General features: G+C 48.3%; 22 protein-coding genes. 8 read left to right on the forward strand and 14 right to left on the reverse strand.

The window, feature by feature from the left end; genetic code table 11:
* Window positions 1-78: 78 nt before the first annotated feature.
* Window positions 79-1,221: a GGDEF domain-containing protein gene (locus tag KNQ02_RS08620; RefSeq protein ID WP_214808001.1), complete on the forward strand. Its 1,143-nt coding sequence runs from the start codon at window positions 79-81 to the stop codon at window positions 1,219-1,221.
* Window positions 1,222-1,284: 63 nt separating this feature from the next.
* Here KNQ02_RS08620 and KNQ02_RS08625 read toward each other — a convergent pair whose 3' ends face one another.
* On the reverse strand, window positions 1,285-1,581 hold the full coding sequence (locus KNQ02_RS08625) for a hypothetical protein (RefSeq protein WP_088836969.1): 297 nt from the start codon (window positions 1,579-1,581) through the stop codon (window positions 1,285-1,287).
* Between the two features lie 201 nt (window positions 1,582-1,782).
* Window positions 1,783-2,454: a hypothetical protein gene (locus KNQ02_RS08630; protein WP_088836970.1), complete on the reverse strand. Its 672-nt coding sequence runs from the start codon at window positions 2,452-2,454 to the stop codon at window positions 1,783-1,785.
* Window positions 2,455-2,581: 127 nt separating this feature from the next.
* Between KNQ02_RS08630 and KNQ02_RS08635 the strand changes: the two genes are divergently transcribed.
* A complete protein-coding gene (locus KNQ02_RS08635) occupies window positions 2,582-3,667 on the forward strand; it encodes a threonine aldolase family protein (RefSeq protein ID WP_371816411.1) in 1,086 nt (361 codons plus the stop codon).
* Here the strand turns inward: KNQ02_RS08635 and KNQ02_RS08640 are convergent.
* The gene (locus KNQ02_RS08640) at window positions 3,655-4,050 is read right to left on the reverse strand and encodes a MerR family transcriptional regulator (RefSeq protein WP_214808007.1); all 396 of its coding nucleotides are present in this window, start codon (window positions 4,048-4,050) and stop codon (window positions 3,655-3,657) included. The two genes, KNQ02_RS08635 and KNQ02_RS08640, sit on opposite strands and share 13 nt — an antisense overlap.
* Before the next feature lie 82 nt (window positions 4,051-4,132).
* Between KNQ02_RS08640 and KNQ02_RS08645 the strand changes: the two genes are divergently transcribed.
* On the forward strand, window positions 4,133-4,897 hold the full coding sequence (locus tag KNQ02_RS08645) for an SDR family NAD(P)-dependent oxidoreductase (protein WP_214769420.1): 765 nt from the start codon (window positions 4,133-4,135) through the stop codon (window positions 4,895-4,897).
* Between the two features lie 104 nt (window positions 4,898-5,001).
* Here KNQ02_RS08645 and KNQ02_RS08650 read toward each other — a convergent pair whose 3' ends face one another.
* Window positions 5,002-5,523, reverse strand: coding sequence for a hypothetical protein (locus KNQ02_RS08650; protein ID WP_214808012.1), 522 nt, complete (start codon window positions 5,521-5,523; stop codon window positions 5,002-5,004).
* Between the two features lie 520 nt (window positions 5,524-6,043).
* Entirely contained in the window at window positions 6,044-6,346 is a 303-nt protein-coding gene (locus KNQ02_RS08655) for a hypothetical protein (RefSeq protein ID WP_214808015.1), read from the reverse strand.
* Window positions 6,347-6,555: 209 nt separating this feature from the next.
* Between KNQ02_RS08655 and KNQ02_RS08660 the strand changes: the two genes are divergently transcribed.
* Window positions 6,556-7,755 carry an MFS transporter gene (locus tag KNQ02_RS08660; RefSeq protein WP_214808018.1) on the forward strand — a complete coding sequence of 400 codons (1,200 nt, stop codon included), beginning with the start codon at window positions 6,556-6,558 and terminating at the stop codon, window positions 7,753-7,755.
* Window positions 7,756-8,003: 248 nt separating this feature from the next.
* Window positions 8,004-8,507, forward strand: coding sequence for a DNA topology modulation protein (locus KNQ02_RS08665; RefSeq protein ID WP_214765830.1), 504 nt, complete (start codon window positions 8,004-8,006; stop codon window positions 8,505-8,507).
* A gap of 28 nt (window positions 8,508-8,535) precedes the next feature.
* On the opposite strand, the gene KNQ02_RS08670 is transcribed toward KNQ02_RS08665, so the two are convergent.
* From KNQ02_RS08670 to KNQ02_RS08680, 3 genes are all read right to left on the reverse strand, one after another.
* Entirely contained in the window at window positions 8,536-8,709 is a 174-nt protein-coding gene (locus tag KNQ02_RS08670; protein ID WP_214804747.1) for a DUF6440 family protein, read from the reverse strand.
* A gap of 173 nt (window positions 8,710-8,882) precedes the next feature.
* Window positions 8,883-10,043 (reverse strand): globin domain-containing protein, encoded by a 1,161-nt coding sequence (locus KNQ02_RS08675; RefSeq protein WP_214808021.1) that lies wholly within the window; start codon window positions 10,041-10,043, stop codon window positions 8,883-8,885.
* A 160-nt stretch (window positions 10,044-10,203) separates the two neighbouring features.
* Complete coding sequence (locus KNQ02_RS08680) at window positions 10,204-11,829, reverse strand: ABC transporter substrate-binding protein (protein WP_214765834.1); 1,626 nt, start codon at window positions 11,827-11,829, stop codon at window positions 10,204-10,206.
* 103 nt (window positions 11,830-11,932) lie between these two features.
* Between KNQ02_RS08680 and KNQ02_RS08685 the strand changes: the two genes are divergently transcribed.
* The 3 genes from KNQ02_RS08685 to KNQ02_RS08695 are packed head-to-tail and all read left to right on the forward strand — an operon-like array spanning window position 11,933 to window position 14,392.
* Window positions 11,933-13,168, forward strand: coding sequence for an MDR family MFS transporter (locus KNQ02_RS08685; RefSeq protein ID WP_214808024.1), 1,236 nt, complete (start codon window positions 11,933-11,935; stop codon window positions 13,166-13,168).
* 19 nt (window positions 13,169-13,187) lie between these two features.
* A complete protein-coding gene (locus KNQ02_RS08690; RefSeq protein WP_214769399.1) occupies window positions 13,188-13,763 on the forward strand; it encodes a GNAT family N-acetyltransferase in 576 nt (191 codons plus the stop codon).
* A complete protein-coding gene (locus tag KNQ02_RS08695) occupies window positions 13,757-14,392 on the forward strand; it encodes a histidine phosphatase family protein (RefSeq protein ID WP_214804739.1) in 636 nt (211 codons plus the stop codon). The genes KNQ02_RS08690 and KNQ02_RS08695 overlap by 7 nt, the downstream gene beginning before the upstream one ends.
* Window positions 14,393-14,512: 120 nt before the next feature.
* Here KNQ02_RS08695 and KNQ02_RS08700 read toward each other — a convergent pair whose 3' ends face one another.
* The 6 genes from KNQ02_RS08700 to KNQ02_RS08725 form a co-directional block, all read right to left on the reverse strand.
* On the reverse strand, window positions 14,513-14,878 hold the full coding sequence (locus KNQ02_RS08700) for a cupin domain-containing protein (protein ID WP_214808026.1): 366 nt from the start codon (window positions 14,876-14,878) through the stop codon (window positions 14,513-14,515).
* Between the two features lie 33 nt (window positions 14,879-14,911).
* Window positions 14,912-15,145: a hypothetical protein gene (locus KNQ02_RS08705; RefSeq protein ID WP_214804737.1), complete on the reverse strand. Its 234-nt coding sequence runs from the start codon at window positions 15,143-15,145 to the stop codon at window positions 14,912-14,914.
* Window positions 15,146-15,171: 26 nt separating this feature from the next.
* The gene (locus KNQ02_RS08710; RefSeq protein ID WP_214769391.1) at window positions 15,172-15,345 is read right to left on the reverse strand and encodes a hypothetical protein; all 174 of its coding nucleotides are present in this window, start codon (window positions 15,343-15,345) and stop codon (window positions 15,172-15,174) included.
* A gap of 24 nt (window positions 15,346-15,369) precedes the next feature.
* The gene (locus tag KNQ02_RS08715; protein WP_214808028.1) at window positions 15,370-16,188 is read right to left on the reverse strand and encodes an SMI1/KNR4 family protein; all 819 of its coding nucleotides are present in this window, start codon (window positions 16,186-16,188) and stop codon (window positions 15,370-15,372) included.
* Between the two features lie 84 nt (window positions 16,189-16,272).
* Window positions 16,273-17,025: a hypothetical protein gene (locus tag KNQ02_RS08720; protein WP_214804735.1), complete on the reverse strand. Its 753-nt coding sequence runs from the start codon at window positions 17,023-17,025 to the stop codon at window positions 16,273-16,275.
* 3 nt (window positions 17,026-17,028) lie between these two features.
* On the reverse strand, window positions 17,029-17,349 hold the full coding sequence (locus KNQ02_RS08725; RefSeq protein WP_214769383.1) for a PadR family transcriptional regulator: 321 nt from the start codon (window positions 17,347-17,349) through the stop codon (window positions 17,029-17,031).
* Window positions 17,350-17,484: the final 135 nt, after the last annotated feature.

The raw sequence follows: 17,484 nt of genomic DNA on the forward strand, positions 1-17,484 counted from the left end.
AGATGCCGATAAAGAGGTGATGAATTGAATCGTTCTCGATTCTTGCGAGAGCGTATAAAGAGAGAGGTCTGACTGGACGTGAAATTTTCCGCATTGCAATGGTTCTTAATGACGGCTTTGTTTTCATTGATGTTTACAAGTATTTGGAGTTACACTGCGTTTTCTAATATCGAGCGGGAGAACGACCGGATTCTTGCAGAAGCGATTCCGATTTCGAATACAGCATCCCAATTGTTTCCTTTACTGCTCGATCAAGAATTAACGGTGCGGAGCTATTACCTGGAACGACGTCAGCAAGACTTCGAACAATTCCAGACGACGCGCGCGAACCTGCAGGCGTCGCTTGAAGCGTTAGAGCAGCTCGACGATCTTGACCTGACGATGCGCCGGATTTTACAAGAGGAGGCGGTGCCGCTCCTGCAACAGACCGATGCCTTTTATCAACGGCAGCTTACGTATATTCAACAAGACAATCTGATCGAAGCCGAGCGGAATCGTTATGACGGCATGGCGTACATCAATCAATTTCGCCAGATCGACATTAAAATCCGGGCTGAAATCGAACAGATTGTCATGGCAGCGACGAACCGGTCAAAAGCGGCCTCATCCTCTGCAAAATGGGTCATCGTCATCGTGTTAAGTGTCGCCGTCTTGATTTTGTTCGCCTTTTTGCAGACGTTTCGGCTCGAACGCAGTAAACGTGCGTTGATTCGCCGGTCGCTGCACGATAGTTTGACGGGGATCCCGAACCGGCGGGCGTTCGACGAACACCTTGAGCGTGTCTTTGAAGAGGCGCGGCTTTCCGCTTCAGAAGTGACGCTCATCCTGCTCGACGTCGATGCCTTTAAACTCTATAACGATACGTATGGGCACTTACAAGGAGATGCTTGTCTGAAACAGGTCGCGAGTGTCCTGAAGAAACAGGCTGGACCATTCGGACACGTCGCCCGGTACGGCGGTGAGGAATTTGCAGTCGTTCTCTCGGATCAATCGGCACAAGGAGAGCTTGTCGCCGAGCGGATTCGGACAGGGATTCTCGACTTGAAGTTACCCCATGAACGGTATGCGCCCCTGTACCAAGTCAGTGTCAGTTTAGGGATGGCAACCGTTCAGCCGGATGATGCGCTAACGGAGATTCATTTAATTGATCGCGCCGACATGGCACTGTATGCGGCAAAAGCAGCGGGGAAAAATCAGCTCGTCCGTCACGATGCGAGTTGAATATGGATCGTAATCGTAAAAGGCAACAGCTTCCGCAGAAGCTGTTGCCTTTTTTGAATGAATTCAATGTAAAATCACACAGTACGAATTGTCAGAGATTAACGGTGCAGAAACCACAAACACGACGTTGATCGGTGTTCCACCCAGTTTAGCATCGAGTTGATGGAGCTGTGAACGGATTTTACGACTTAGCCCATAACGAATCTCGGTACTCAGTTCATCCATGTCTGCATCATGTACGTGTAACAGGAGTTGGAATGGTTCGAGCGAGAAAATAGAAAAGTCGCAGTCGATTCGGGGGTCCTCAAATTGCTCATTCAATCCATTTTTAATAAAGTATGCTTCCTGTGCTGAAATCATCCCGTTTCACCTCGCTCTCTTGCGAAAAAACCTGTCCAAACCTGAATAAAAATATCGGCTTGCCTTATATAGTAGTTATTACCCAGTTTTATCGGAAAATATCAGAAAAGCGACAGAAAATGAAAATTGATGAGGATTGGGAAATTAAAAAAACGAAGCGGCAGGAGTCGTGCTCACGCCTTGCTTCGTTTAAATTAATGTTTAGAGGTGTTGTTTACGTAAAAAATCATCGGTCGCTTGCTTGAAAAACGTAAATTGATGAACTTTGAGTTGGCATTTGTTGCCGTAACGGACCTCGAAATAACCTGGATCGACGGGGGAAGGGAAACCGATTCGTTTGAACCATTCCGTGATTGTTTCATGACCATAACGTTGTAAATGTTTCGGTAGCCGAAAATTAAAAAATTGAATATGTTCGCGAATCAGCTCGGAAGATACATCATGATCCGGCTGGATGATGACGGTGACGTGATGCTCATAATCGAACCCCGCGAGTTGGAACCGGTTTGGTCGGTAAATCTTGATATAATAATAAAAAAAGGCGAGCGTCGCGAAGCTTAGAACGATTAAGATGAGAATATAAGGTGGAGCCGAAATGGAAGAGTCGAAACTCGTCCGAAAGAGCGGTTTTTCCGGCGTGATCGATTCGATGTCGACGACGGCACCACGGTCGACGTTGAACGATTCGATACTGGAAATGATGGACGAATCGCCTTGATTGCCGCAACGCGCTACGCACGAAGAATCAGCTGTTTTATGTAAAAGTGATAAGGCCGAAAAATATACGGACGGGAGGACGGATTGGGCAAATAAAACAAGGAAACACGTCAGACTGATGTACAAAAAAACTTTTAAACGAAATGACTGTGGCACCGGTTTACTCCTTTCTCTCAACCTGAATGGGATGAATCTTTAGGAAGAGTATAGCAAAAGAAGTACAGTCTGTTATTTGTTTTTTCAAAATATAGTCATTATTTACAAAAATAATAGGGGGCTTTTTGTGATGGAAGAATTACGAAGAAGTTTTCAAGCAGCGCGGCAGCAGGTCAGTGGACACGGCAAGCGGAACGTCGGTGTCCTAAAAGAAGCCTTGCTGAACGTCGCCGACGATACGGGAAGTGACATTTACGGGAACGGGGCGGTCATCAACGACTTCGAACAAAAAATCGCGGCGTTGCTCGGGCATGAATCGGCCGTCTTTTTCCCGAGCGGAACAATGGCCCAGCAAATCGCGTTACGGATTTGGTCCGATGACCGGGACAACCGGCACGTCGCCTACCACCCGCTCTGTCACTTAGAGCTGCATGAACAGGATGGCTTGCGGCAGCTTCATCCGATCGAGCCGATCCTCGTCGGTGAACGGGACATGATAATGACGCTAGACGACATCAAAGCCTTACCGGAGATTGCCTGCCTGCTACTCGAACTGCCGAACCGCGAACTCGGTGGTGTCGCGCCATCATTCAGCGAGTTAGAAGCGATTGTCGCCTACTGCCGGGAGCAGGGAATCCGTCTTCATCTTGACGGTGCCCGTCTGCTGGAACTGTTGCCGTATTATGACAAACCGGCAAGCGACGTCGCGAGCTTGTTCGACAGCGTCTACTTATCATTTTATAAAGGGCTCGGCGGGATTGCCGGTGCGATCCTTGCCGGCCCGAAGGCGTTTACGACAGAAGCACGGATTTGGAAACGACGTTATGGCGGCGACTTGATCAGTCTCTATCCCTATGTCATTTCGTCCGACTATTATTATGAGCAACGCAACGACCGGATGGGGCACTATTATGAGCAGGCAAAACACGTCGCCGAGCGGTTGAATGCGATCGATAACATTTTCACGACACCGCGCGTTCCGGTCTTAAACATGTTCCACCTCCACTTTAATGGTGAGGTGGCAGACGTCGCTGCACGATTGACGCGAATCCAGGATCAACTTGGGCTTGGCCTCGTCGGATACCTCGTCGAACACGACGGATACTGTTCGACGGAAATCAGTTTCGGTGACGCCTTCGACGCCGTCTCAAACGAGGCGTTCGAACAGTTGATCACCCGCTTGACGGCAGAATTTTCAGCTTACCGGGATTGAGAAGGCTGTTTCCCGGGAATGGACGGATGTAGGCGATGGTAGCTGCTGATTTTTTCAGTGATCATTTGTTCCGTCAGTTGTAATTCGGCAAGCTGCGCCCTGACAAGGGTTTGGTGCTGTTCGAGCAGGGCGAGCCGATCAAGCGTCGTATCGTGATCGTCTGAAGAAGCGCGGAACAACGCGACATACTGTCGGATTTGGTCAATCGGCATGTGTGTCGCCCGCAGGCGGAGGACGAACCGGAGCCAGTCGATGTGCTTGTCATCGTACTGCCGGACGCCGCTTGCCGTCCGGTCCGGGAACAGCAGTCCTTCCTTTTCGTAATAACGAATCGTGTGGGCACTCGTATCAGTCAATCGACTGACTTCTGAGATGGAATACATCAACATCACCTTTTCTGCTTGACTTAGAGTTCACTCGAAGGAGTAGACTCTCACTATACCAAAACGAAATGGGGAAAAACAGATGAAGTATACGGTCATTACAGGAGCAAGTTCAGGGATTGGGTTTGAGACGGCAAAAGTTCTCGCTGCAAAAGGAAAATCGCTTGTCCTCGTCGCCCGGCGGAGCGATCAGCTCGAAGCGTTGCGGGACGATTTACTGAAGACCTATCCGGAACTTGATATCATCCTTCATTCAGTCGACTTGACGGAGATGGCGAACGTGCATCAGTTGTATGACGACGTCAAGCACCTTGAAATCGAGACGTGGATCAACAACGCCGGATTCGGAGACTTCGACAACGTCAAAGACATCGAAATCGGAAAAATCGAGAAGATGCTTCGTTTGAACATCGAAGCGTTGACGGTCCTGACGAGTCTCTACGTCCGTGACCATCATAACGTCGAAGGGACAACCGTCCTCAACGTCTCGTCAGGCGGCGGCTACCGGATCGTTCCGAATGCGGTCACATATTGTGCGACGAAGTTCTATGTCAGTGCCTACACAGAAGGTCTCGCGCAGGAATTGCAACAATCCGGTGCGAAGTTGCGGGCGAAAGTTCTTGCACCGGCAGCGACGGAAACCGAATTCGCCGATCGCTCACGCGGGGAGGCAGGATTCGACTACAGCAAAAACGTCCCGCAGTATCATACAGCGGCAGAAATGGCGACGTTCCTCGATCAATTGCTCGAAAGTGATGCAATCGTCGGAATCGTCAATGCGGAAGATTATTCCTTCCAGCTACGCGGACCACTCTTTACGTACGTCGGTGGCGCGAACTCGAACTAATTGTAAAAAACCAAGCCTTCGCTTTTAATGCGGAGGCTTGGTTTTTGCGTTTAATTGTTGAAGCGGGTTCGTTTTACACTCACATTTGACAGTCAGTCAAATGCCTATGCCTTTTCGTGCACTATATTTTCCAGATACCCCATGTTTTCGACTATCGTAATATCCTTCTTGAAGCGTTGAATCGCATGAGAGAAGGTTTTTATATTCGTTCCTTTAGGATAACCGGAGCACACGTTTAAGATGCTGTTGAGTTTTTCGCAGTCGCCGCCGATAAAGTAATGTGACATCACTTCCTTATCCGCGGAAGCGATCACGACAAATGTTGCAAAATCGAGAACATCTTCCACATGCTGTTCTTCAATTAATTTATCGGCAGTAAATGCCGTTTTAAATTCGTAGCTTTCGAACGACATAATACGCCCACGCAATACATCCAGGATGGATCGCCGATAGATGCAGTAAACACCACAAATCGTCTCATAAGGCGGTATAAAAGGGTCGTCCATTACATTGACAATTTTTTCGTCGTCTTTATCGATGGGAATGGCCTGAAACCGCTTGACCATCATCTTGTCGATATAATCGATTCCTTTTGGCATAAGTTCTTTTAGAGTACTTTCATGCAACGGGATGCGCATCCTTTCTTGTGAATCTATCAGTATCTACTGATTGTAATGTCTCAATCTGAAAAAAATCAAAGTGTATTTTCGTCGCTGTAGCGAATTTTTTTTAGATAGAGCTACGCTGCTTTCAAAGCGATGAACGGTTGCAACCATAATATCTTAATGAACAGCTTAAACGCCATCCCTAAAACTAGGAATGGTCAGGCTGTAGACAACGTGCTATCGGAAGACAAAAGCGTTTTTTTCGTTGCTTTCCTCGGGCGAGGCGCAAGCCGTTGCTCCTTGATCCTTACGGACAATGAGCAGGGTCTTGCCTGCCTCTTGCAAGTCGCGTTAAACACGCACTTTTCCCCGTAGGAGTCAACGAAACGTGACGCTTTTTAGGCAGTGGCGCAGGGGGGGACGAGGCGAGACAGGAAAGCGCGACACGCAATCTTCCCCGTATGAATTCCTCGTTTTCCACAGAGATTGTCTACAGTCTGAAAACGCCATTCCTAAAACTAGGAATGGCGTTTTTTTAAAGTTAAATGATTGGAATCGCAAGCGTCGAAAGTAAGCTGACACCTAAGAATAAGGCATAGCTGAAAAACGTCGCTTTTGCGTTTCGATCATGTTTATGTCCGAGAATCGCAAACAACAGAACTGCTAAAAACGTAAGTAGTGATAACGACAACAAGTGGCGTTGATCCGTTGAAGGAACGAGCGATTGAACCAAGTGGGCTAAACCAAGCGGTAAAACAATCAGTAAAAAATAGAAACCAAGCCGTGTTTCTGATGGAACTTCAGTTGCTTCGTCGTTCGGATCGATACGTGTGTACATTTTCATGGATCGTCACCTCCTTCTATTTCAGTATAAAGGAAGGGATGGTGAAACCTCGTTACAGTCCCGTAAGAACTACATAACAATTTGACTTCTAGATGACATCCAGATGTCGCCCCGTCTTGAATTTGTAAAAGTCAAAAAACATTTCGACAGGATATGTAAATAAGTGTAAAATAAAGCATCGAGTTACATCTCATCAAGGAGGGAACGACGTGCCTAAGGTGTTTCGCCATTTTTATCTGTCTGATTTGTTGGCCGTCGTCGGTGCGAGCATTTCCTATATCGCCATCTACTGGACGAGTGCAGAAAGGTTGACGGCATTTCAGCTTGCCCTGTTGATTGGCGCCGTCTTTTTGACACGGTTCGTCGTCGCGACCTTTAGTGGTCCGTGGATTGATCGTGTCGACCCGGTCCGCTTACTCAAGGGGACGGTTGCCGTCCGGACGGGATTATTAGTTTTGACAGCAATCGGCTTGCAACTGTTTTCCGGTTCAATCGTCCTGTTGATTGCATTATTGATTGCTCAGACGGTTTTACAGACGATTGGCGGAAATACGGCATTCAAAGTCGTGGTCCGACTTGTCGAAGCAGACCGTCTACCGGTCGCGAATGCCTACTTGAGTACACTCGACCGAATCGGGACGTTAAGCGGACTCTTGATTGGCGGCGTGCTGATTGCGAGCTTTTCCATCGAGACGATTTTACTGATGGAAGCCGTCCTGCATGGCGCAGCATGGCTGTTGCTCCTGTCCATCAAGCCTGCTGCACCCGGGGGAGAAGGGAAACAGAACCGGTACATCGACGCCTTGACAGAAGGACTGACGTACTTAAAACAAGACCGGCAACTGATGCAAATCTTAGGATTCGCCGTCATCGCCAACTGGATGATTACACCCGCGAATACGTTACTCGCGCCGTTCGCGAAAGACGTCGTCGCTGGCGGAGCAAAAACCTTTTCGGTACTGGAACTCGCCCTCGTCATCGGTGGCATTCTCATGTCGCTGCTCTATGCCCGGTTCGCGAAACAAGTCGCCCACAGTCGACTGTTCCGGCTGTCCGTGTTATTACAAGGCCTCTTTATCATCACCCTCAGCTGGACGGATACCGTGTCGCTCGCTTTCATCGCGCTCTTTTTACTGGGTGCTGCCCTCAGTCTATTCGGGATTCCATTTTCGACGCTGCTCCAGCAGACAACGCCGGATTTACTGCTCGGACGGGTCCGCTCGGCGATGGTCGCCGTCTCGACACTTTGTTCTGCGGTCTGTTACGTCTTATCCGGTTATATGACGACCTTCCTGTCAATCGAACACGTTTTTCTGTTTTTCGGCGGTTCAGGACTGGTCGGTGCCGTATTCTTGATGCTTACATCACGTCACGCAGCTAGTAATATCAGTCAGGACAAGGCAGGATAAGGAAATCGGTCTTAAGGTGGAGGGCGAGCGCTTTCTTTCGCAGTACACTTGATAAAAGAAGAACAAAAGGGGATAGCGACGATGGATGGTCTGATGATGATAGCATTGTTATTTTTAATTCCGATTAGTGGGATGACGGTGTTGTTGAATCTGTTATGGCGACGAATTGAAGTAGAATAATATGAAGAAATGAACGGACTGCCGTAAGCCGGCAGTCTGTTTTTATGCGAAATTTTAGGGGGAGAATCATGAAGAAAATTATCATCATCGGTTCCGGCGGTTCGGGGAAATCGACGTTCGGACGTCAATTGCATGAACAAACCGGGATTAAGGTGTCACATCTCGATGCGTTGTTCTGGAAACCGAATTGGGTTGCCATCCCACGGGACGAGCAAATAGAGGTGCAACGGCAGTTGATGGAACAACCGGAATGGATCCTTGACGGAAACTACGGCGGAACACTCGGGATGCGGCTTGACGCCGCCGATACGATCATCTTTCTCGACATGCCACGGACCGTTTGTGCGTACCGGGTCGTCAAACGTAATCTGAAGTACCGCAACCGGACACGGCCGGACATGGGGGAAGGCTGCATCGAACAATTCAGCTGGCAGTTCCTGAAGTGGGTCTGGCAGTATCCGAAAGCGCGGCGACCGGGTGTCTTACGCCAGCTTGACGAAGTGCGACATGAGAAAAACGTCGTCATTTTGTCGTCGAAGCGTGACGTACGGAAGTTTTTAAAGCGGCTTTGATGAAATTTGTTTTGTGATAGGTACAAGCTTAACGTTTATCGACGACTACCTTACCATCCTGATCTAGCAAGGGGGTCATTCCGCTCACCCCGAGACCGCTTGTCATCAAATAATTTACGCCGGTCTGCGTATCGACGACGATTTTGATAATCCCTCCACTGAGGTGTTGTTTTGTTTTCAACACGAACCGTTTATCACGCATACTGTACTCGTCTCCTTCTTATTTTAGCTGCGTAGCCAGAAACAAACATAAAAATTAAATTCTTCAGCGGACATAGCGCTATTACTATTAAGATAACTGAATTTGAAAGGAAAAAGACCGTTTTGACTGCGAAAATCACAGTCGAAACGGTCTTTTTTCAGTCGATTATTCGATTAGTTTGCTCCGATGGCTTCCGCCTCAAACGCAAGCACTGGTCCGAATACTTCGTAATGCAGTTGCTCCGTCGCTCCTTGCCAGTTCGACGCGACGAACCGAATCATCGCTTCCGGTCCGCAGACGAAGGCGATCGCAGACTTGTCGACGTTTTGAATGACTTCTTCCGTCAATCGACCGGAAGTCGTCCCTGTTTGCGCATGCCGTTCCGCATAACGGATGACCGTTGCACCGGCTGTTTCCAGGCTTGCGAGACGCGTCGAAAAGGCGCGGTCGCGGTCATCTTGAATCGCGACGTGGAGCGTGACGGACCGACTTGCCGCAAGTGCTGCATCGGCAATCGCGAGCAAGGGTGTCAGACCAATCCCGCCAGCGAACAGGACGACGGGTGCTTGACCAGCCGGTAACGCAAAATTGCCAGCCGGTGCACTGAGCAGGACCGTATCGCCGATGTTTGTTGCGTCATGCAATTGCTTCGACACGCTTCCGTCGCGTTTGACGGCAATCGTGTAAAACGCATCACCAGGGCGATTGATTAAGCTGTACTGCCGGTTTTGCCACAGTCCTGCCGGCGTTTTGATTCGGAGCGTCACGTATTGTCCCGGTGTAAAGGCCGGTAACGTCAAGGCATGTGTTGGCTGCAAGGTAAACGATTTGATATCCGACGCTTCTTCAGTGATTGCAGTCACCGTGAAGGTCTGATATCCAGTGAAGCCTTTTGCCTGTTCGTCTTGTGCATAAAGTTCGGCTTCAAGCGTCATGAACAAATCAGCGATTTCCTGATAGGCGAGTCCCCACGCGTCGATGATTGCCGGAGTTGCGGCGTCACCTAGGACTTCTTCAATCGCGCGCAACAGTTCTGTCCCGACGATCGGGTACATCTCCGGTTTGATTTGCAGGCTCCGGTGTTTATGTAGGACGGGCAGGAGCGTTGGTTTTAAGACGTCGAGTTGATCGATGTTCGCAGCTGCCGCATAGACGGCGTGAGCGAGGGCTTGCGACTGACGGTTTGTTTTTTGGTTCGTCTGATTAAAGATGTGCGTCATCTCCGGGTGCCGTTCAAATAAACGTTGATAAAAGACACGGGTGATCGCTGGTCCGTGTTCCGCGAGAACAGGGACAGTTGACTTGATGAGTTGAATCGTTGTTGCGTTTAACATAAGACCACTTCCTTTTCAGTTCATTCTCCCACAGTATTAGAGCTTTCGCCCGTAAATACAACATATTAAATACTAGATTAAAAAAAGAAAGTGAATCTTGTCACAAATGTGCCATCGATTCGTCAAGAAACGGACAAAAACCACTGACTAGTGTCAGCGGTCAAGTCGGAATCCAAAGTTTTGAGAAATCAAGGTAACCGAACGAATCGATGACGAGGTTCTGCAGCTCGATCGGATAAGGAATCAGCCGCGTATCATCAAACAGCGGGATGAAATAGGAGGCGTCGATGACGTAGCGCTCGAACGACTGGTGGAGCGGCATCCAGTCTTCGAACGGCGTGTCGTCGTACTGTTGGATACGCCGTTCCATCTCCGGCATCTGGCGGTACAGCTTGGCCGGCGGAGAATATTCATTTGTTAAGAACTGATGGAACGCGACCGTCAAGTTGCGCTCAAACACTTCCGCGTGGATCGCGAGATCGATGTCAGCGAAGGCATGCAGATTGGTAATACTTTCTTTGAATCCGACCGGAACGAATTCATAAGGAATGCGTTGGCGGTCGAACATCTCACATAACCAGTACGTCACGTTTTCCGTGAAGTCCGTCAGTTTAATCCGGATCGGCCGGTCGAACGTGACGGGTGGTCCATCGGGAACAACATATTCTTGACTAAACTCGCCGAGAAACCCACGGACGTTCGGTGTACCGCGCTCGTTGCACTCGGTGATGAAGGGGCGGACGGAAGCAATCAGACGGTGGATGTAGTGCCGCGCCTCCACGCTTTCGAAGGCGCCGCCCGGACGGGGATTCAAGAAAATCAAGCCGAATCCGGACTGGGTGGCAATCGTCCCGGTTGCGCTCGATTCCGATAACGACGTCCGGTAAACCGGATCGTAGGCGTCCGGCATCTGGATGAACTCGATTCGGTCGAGTAACGCACGGACACCGTAAAAATTCGCGAACGCCTGTAAGACGGTTTTTTTATCATCCTGTTGCGTCAGTTGAAACGGACCGGTCCCGATTCCTTCTTTATGAACGCTCGTGTGAAGTGTCGCAAGCTTCGGTAAAATCGAGTTCCGTTGCTGGTCAAGGATCAGGTCGACCCGGTACGGTCCGTTCGATTTAATCTGTTCAATGTGGCGATACGACCAGGCGTAAGCAGGAAAGGCGATCAGTTCCCGTAAACTTTTTGTGACATCTTTACTCGTCATCAGTGAACCGTCGTGGAAGCGGACGTCTTTTCGTAAATAAAGCGACAAGGTGTTGCCTTGCCAAGCATAGTGATGGGCAAGTTCCCCTTTAAGCAGACCGTCTTCATCAATCCAAAACAAGCGGTTAAAGACATTTTGGACCAGGTGGGCACTATGGATATCGGCTGCTTCGAGCGGATGTGCCGTCAAGAAGGGGCGTTTCCGCGGAATGAGTAAAGCGTCGGATGCCGTTTGGACATAACCAAATTTTTGTTCGAGCCGCCGCATGAACCGCCCGGTCTGAGCAGGGGACCAGTCCCAACTGAGCTGTTCCGTCACGGCGTCAATCGATTCCCGGTCGATCCGCTCGAGCAGCTGACGGGCCAGTTCGCGCTCGACGTGCCGCAACCAGACGAGCTCCGACAAATGTCCCCGCCCTTGACCACTCGTATAATCAAGCCAACCGTCGTCTTGCCAGCGCTTCAAATAACGTTTGAATTGTTTCGGACTCAAATGAACCGTATCGGCGAGGTGCTGGATCGTATAGTGTCCGTCGCGACAGGTTTTCCATAACGTAAAGAGATAAGTTTCCATCAGTTGCTCCTTCCTTTAAAAGGGGACATTAATTTATGAAGATGTCCATTTTTCAATCAATCTGTCTTGTTTATCATACAGGTAGAGAATGGAAGGTGACAATATGAAATGGAAAGATATACCTAAACCAATTAAAGTCAGACTCGTAACATCCTTTTTTAACCGGACGGTGTCATTCGCCATCATGCCGTTCATGGCCTTATTGTTCGTCGACGCGTTTAATGCTGTCGTCGCCGGATTGTTTTTAATCAGTACCGTCTTCTTAAGTTTCTTCATCGGATTGATCGGCGGGTACCTCGCCGATCGTTTCCCGAGAAAACGGTTGCTCGTCCTCTCGACGACAGCGACCGGCTTGATGTTCCTTGCGATGACGATCAGTCTTGCCGTCAATCAGATGATTGCCTTCACGATTGCCTACGCCATCTTTACCGTCACGAGTAACATCGGGCGACCGGCGATGGGGGCGATCATCATTGACGCGACGACGCCGGACAATCGGCGGGCGGTCTATGCGATCGATTACTGGTTGATCAATCTCTCGATTGCACTCGGGACGGCACTCGGAGGCTGGCTCTACGTCAGCAACCGACTGTTCCTGTTCAGCTTATTGACGTGTACGTCGCTCCTCTTGCCGGTCGCGTATCACTTCCTGCTCGACGAATCGAAACACGTCTGGCGGAAGCAGCCGTTCCGTTCCGTCCTGACCGACATCACGAACAGTTACCGGATCGCCTGGCGCGACCGCCCGTTCGTCAAGGTCGTGCTCGGTTCGATGTGTATCCTCGCCGCCGAATTTTCGATGGGCAGTTACGTCGCTGTCCGGCTGGCGGACGAGTTCAAGACCGTCGAAGTCGGCAATCTCCTCGTCAACGGCGTCCGGATGGTCAGCCTGATCAGCATCGAGAATACGATTCTCGTTGTTTGTCTGACGTTTTTCATCCAACGGCTCGCAAACCGTTTTTCAAGCCGGAAGGCACTTGTCGCCGGACTAACGTTATACCTGATCGGCTACATGACCGTCACGAGTGCGAATTCGATGACCGTCCTGTTGACGTTCATCTTCATCGCGACGATCGGGGAATTGTTGTATTCCCCGACGTTAAACGCTGAAAAAGCGAACATGATGCCGGAAGATAAACGCGGCGCCTATTCGGCCTTTGCCGGCACGTCCCACGCCGGGGCCGACTTGATTTCACGCTCGACGATCATCCTCGGAGCGGTCCTAGCCCCGTTCATGATGAGTGTCTATATCGGATTGATTGTCTTCCTCGGATTGGTCTTAGCGTATTCGGGTCTTTACATGAAAGAAGTCGTCGAGACGAAACGAAACGTCTCGTAATCCAAAAGGAGTGGATAAAATGGAGGAATTGACAACGGAGCGGCACCGGTTACGACGCTGGCGCATGAGTGACGCTGAAGATTTATATGCCTATGCGAAAGATCCGCGTGTCGGACCGAACGCCGGCTGGGCACCGCACGCGTCCATCGACGAAAGCCGCGCCGTCATTACGATGTTTCAGGAAGCGAATGATGGTTATGCAATCGTCGACCGGGCGACGGACCAGGTCATCGGCAGCTTCGGGATGCATACGCGCCGACCAGTCGAGGCGCTGGCTGGCAAAAAACAAGTCGAGTTCGGATTCGTCCTGCACCCTGATTACTGGGGACAGGGACGGATGCCTGAGATTGTCGACGCGGCACTTGCTGTCGCTTTTGTGGAGCTTGAGATGGAGATCGTCTGGTCTGCCCATTTTGATTTTAACGGACAATCGCAACGCGTCATCGAAAAGATGGGCTTCCGCCACGTGCTCGACCGACCGTTCGTCATGGAGCGGATTGACGGGCGGACGGTGACGAGCCGGTTGTATCAATGGACGCGGGAGCGGTATGAAGCGGAACGCAAGCGAAACGTACCGGAGGATCTAACATGCTGACGATTTATCTGACGCGGCATGGCGAAACCGAATGGAACATAGAACAGAAGCTGCAAGGCTGGTCGGATTCACCGTTAACTGAAAAAGGAAAAAGAAATGCCTGTCAGTTAGGTGAAAGGCTGAAGTCTATCGCATTTCAAACGGTCTATTCCAGTCCGAGTGAAAGAAGTTTATGTACGGCTCGATTGATGATGCAGGGACGGACGTGTCCGTTTGTGATCGAGGAGGATTTAAAAGAGATACATTTTGGGGACTGGGAAGGGCAAAACAGACAGGTGTTAAGTGAGAACTATCCGCAAGCCTATTTCAACTTTTGGAATGCGCCACATCTGTATATATCAGAAACGGGTGAAAACTTCTTTGAGCTGAAACGACGTGTTCTTGCATTTTTTGAGAAACTGAAAAGTCGACATCAAACAGGAGAGGTTCTAATTGTCACGCACACAGTCGTCATTAAAATGTTGTTGGCTACTTTAAAAAAGCAACCGCTAGAAAAGTTATGGTCAACACCTCCATTCATAAAGGATACATCCTTGTCGGTTATTGAATGCGTTGAGAATCAGCTTAAAATTGTGCTAGAAGCAGACATAAGCCATATCCAACAGCAGGAACAGGTTATGGAACGTTAATTCGAAAAAATCGGCATTGAAGAAAGTGACTTTTAATAAATAGGGCTGTTTGACGGAGGGGAAGTGGAACTTTTTTCTCCCTGTCAGACAGCCTTCTTTTAATCAATGCTCATGTTTGTTTCATACCTGTAATCGCTCTAACGGTGTCAAGGAAGACGTGATCAACTCTTCGCTTTCGATAACGATTGCAGTCAATCCGCTGTCAGTTCTGGTTTCGTGCCATTCGCCGCTATCCCAAAACACGGCATCACCGCTCTGGACTTTAACGGATGTATCGTCTTCACTTCTAACCCAGCCTTCCCCGCTCACAAGTAAAAGCAACTGGGGAACAACCGCTTGATGATAACCAATTAACCCGGCGACATCTAAATGGACACACCCTATATGAACGGGCTTCTCTGTCTGCGTGATCCGCGACATTACAAAATCAGAGTCTAATTTTGTGATTTTTTTCCCGGTCTCTTTTGTGAATCGATAAAGTTTCATATAATTCCCCCGATGCATTGTTTGCTACCTGATTTAATTTCGCTGACGTTTAGACATAACCAGTTGCAGGACGATGCTAATCAGGCCTGCTATGACAAATTTGAACAAGTAGTTATCCGTTAATCCAATGAGGACGTAACCGTTGATTTTTTGAAGTAAGGTCGCTTCAGGGACCCAGTCGATGACAAATCCGATCCCGAACAGTGCCGGCAGGCTAAGTACTAGATAGACAATGATGAAGGAAAGGAGAAACGTTTTGATTTTCAAGCTAACTCACCTCTATCGCGATGTATTTATGACTGCAAAAGTACAATGATCAGGATAAAAGTAGAAAAAGATCCAGCAGACAATAAGATCAACATCTTCGGGCGATTGATTTCTTGTGAAGGTTTAAATACTTCTTTTGAAAGTGTCATCCAAATGACTAAAGAAACGATGATCACTAAAAATAAAAAATCTTCAGGCATCAGTCAGTCCTCCTTCAATTCACTTTAATCTTCAGATCGTAAACAGCTAATATAGATATTTAAATTAGTATTAACCCCTTTTGATTCTAATAGTCGTGCAACTTGTTCTTTTGAAATGTAAAAGCTTGCACTTGTATTCAAAACTAAATGCGTCAAGTATTGGGAAAGAGAGTCAAGGATGTCGGAATCTTTCGTTTTATCAATATGTTTCATCAGTTCATGAACTAATTGTTCTTGTTCTAGACCAATGGTCATCCAAGAAGCGAATGCATCCAAAACGGTGTCAGTATCCTCACTTTGAATATATTGATTAATTTCTTCAACTGAAGGATAACTCGCATAAAACGCATCAAGATCTAGTGGTTCTAAGTCTGGTTCTTGGATCAGCCAGCGGGATAGAAAATCTTGAAAGGTTGGAGCGACTTCGCGTGTGGATGCATCTGAAATGTCTAGGTACCAGATGGATGGATTTTTATCATCATGATCAAAGTTTAAGTAGTAAAAATAAATCCCTTCGCCGTCACCAATAATGACATGTTTGCCTACGACATCCCATTCCGGTAATATATGCTTCGTCGATTTGACGAACGATTCGTAGCTGAGCCCTTCGAGATAACGGATTGGTAAATAACTCGCATCTCCAGGCTCAGACCATGTGTTTTCAAAATCTACCGAAACAGTGTTATACAGGATGGTACCTCCGTTTTGATCTCTTAACAAGGTGAGAAAAATTTCCGGGAATGTCACCTGTAGTTCAGTTTCAATTTGATGGACCTCATTTTCCGATAAAGGTGCGAGAATACCATAATCGTCTTCTTTATCCCAAATGTTCATTATGTTCATTTTTCATCTCCAATCAAAAAAGTGTGTAAAAGAATGAAGGGTTCCTTTTTAATAAAATCCATTTTTTTGTGAACTAAATCACTTCTAGATCTGTCGTTTCGCTAGCAGCATCGGTAAGAAAAAGTACAGATTCATACTGATCATCGAAATGAGATAACTGCTCAAAATGACGATGATTCCATTGACTCCAGTCTGATGTAAGACAAATTGTGGTAAAAAATAAGCAGCGAGTCCGATGGCGATGACCCATGTCCCTGACGAAACTGATAACCAGACGATGACGACGAGATAAAGCAACCCGATCGCATAACTGACAGGGAGCGAAAACGTCACGGTCGGCGAATCGATGAAGCGGTCGGCAAAAACGGTCACCAAGATACTGACTGAAAATAAGCCGCCGAACAGTCCGGACAACACCTTTTGACGGACAGGACTGACCGGATGCGTCGACAGGTACCGCAAAATCAGCGCGAGGCAGACGATGAGTAATGCAACTGCGCTCGCAAAACTCAATAAGAGAATGGCGCTGTAGGAGACGGAACCATTAAAGAGCTGTTGAAAAAACGAAAAACTGGATCCACCTACTAACACAAGCCCGAAGATTTGCAGCAATCCTTTCCAATCAAAGACCAGTTCGTTCGAAATCGACTGGATGTAAGCAGCCGGACTACCGCCGGTAATGGATTTGACCGATTTGCCGTCCGTCTCAGCGTCGCGCAAGTGATCCTCGAGTTCGCTGACGATGTCTTGCGTCGCCTGTTCATTTTTTCCGGAAGCTAACAAATAGATCTTTAAGTCGTCTAAAAAACGAGTTGATTCAGTGGATAAGGGATGCATTCATCATTCCTCCTTTAAAATTTGGTTGACGCTTGTCGAGAGTCTCTCCCAACGTGCCGAGAAAGCGGTCAGTTCGTCGCGTCCTGCCGAAGTGATGGCATAATACTTTCGTTTCGGTCCGCTCGGTGAGACCCGTTGCGTTGCTTCAATCCAACCCAATTTTTGCATCCGCATCAATAACGGATAAATCGTTCCTTCGCTGACGTCAGCAAAGCCATAGGTCGCAAGTTTCGTCGCCAGTTCATAACCGTAGACCTCTTCTTCGGCAATCAAGGCGAGGAGACAGCCGTCAAGAATGCCCTTTAACATTTGAGTAGATGACATATGAATTCCTCGTTTCACTATCTTGTATTGCAAGGTAAATATAGTTTATCACTCAATAACTTGTAATACAAGGTAGTGAATTAAATTTTCCTGATAATTGAAAAAAACAGGTGCAATCAGTATTGATATGCAATA

This window comes from Exiguobacterium sp. s102 (assembly GCF_018618635.1).
Taxonomy (GTDB): Bacteria; Bacillota; Bacilli; order Exiguobacteriales; family Exiguobacteriaceae; genus Exiguobacterium_A; species Exiguobacterium_A oxidotolerans.

Coding starts and splice junctions, on each gene's coding strand:
- KNQ02_RS08640 (WP_214808007.1), bottom strand. CDS start 4,050: ATGTATTCCATCTCAGAAGTCAGTCGATTGACTGATACGAGTGCCCAC.
- KNQ02_RS08625 (WP_088836969.1), bottom strand. CDS start 1,581: ATGATTTCAGCACAGGAAGCATACTTTATTAAAAATGGATTGAATGAG.
- KNQ02_RS08645 (WP_214769420.1), top strand. CDS start 4,133: ATGAAGTATACGGTCATTACAGGAGCAAGTTCAGGGATTGGGTTTGAG.
- KNQ02_RS08690 (WP_214769399.1), top strand. CDS start 13,188: ATGGAGGAATTGACAACGGAGCGGCACCGGTTACGACGCTGGCGCATG.
- KNQ02_RS08680 (WP_214765834.1), bottom strand. CDS start 11,829: ATGGAAACTTATCTCTTTACGTTATGGAAAACCTGTCGCGACGGACAC.
- KNQ02_RS08655 (WP_214808015.1), bottom strand. CDS start 6,346: ATGAAAATGTACACACGTATCGATCCGAACGACGAAGCAACTGAAGTT.
- KNQ02_RS08665 (WP_214765830.1), top strand. CDS start 8,004: ATGAAGAAAATTATCATCATCGGTTCCGGCGGTTCGGGGAAATCGACG.
- KNQ02_RS08685 (WP_214808024.1), top strand. CDS start 11,933: ATGAAATGGAAAGATATACCTAAACCAATTAAAGTCAGACTCGTAACA.
- KNQ02_RS08700 (WP_214808026.1), bottom strand. CDS start 14,878: ATGAAACTTTATCGATTCACAAAAGAGACCGGGAAAAAAATCACAAAA.
- KNQ02_RS08725 (WP_214769383.1), bottom strand. CDS start 17,349: ATGTCATCTACTCAAATGTTAAAGGGCATTCTTGACGGCTGTCTCCTC.
- KNQ02_RS08715 (WP_214808028.1), bottom strand. CDS start 16,188: ATGAACATAATGAACATTTGGGATAAAGAAGACGATTATGGTATTCTC.
- KNQ02_RS08710 (WP_214769391.1), bottom strand. CDS start 15,345: ATGCCTGAAGATTTTTTATTTTTAGTGATCATCGTTTCTTTAGTCATT.
- KNQ02_RS08720 (WP_214804735.1), bottom strand. CDS start 17,025: ATGCATCCCTTATCCACTGAATCAACTCGTTTTTTAGACGACTTAAAG.
- KNQ02_RS08695 (WP_214804739.1), top strand. CDS start 13,757: ATGCTGACGATTTATCTGACGCGGCATGGCGAAACCGAATGGAACATA.
- KNQ02_RS08670 (WP_214804747.1), bottom strand. CDS start 8,709: ATGCGTGATAAACGGTTCGTGTTGAAAACAAAACAACACCTCAGTGGA.
- KNQ02_RS08675 (WP_214808021.1), bottom strand. CDS start 10,043: ATGTTAAACGCAACAACGATTCAACTCATCAAGTCAACTGTCCCTGTT.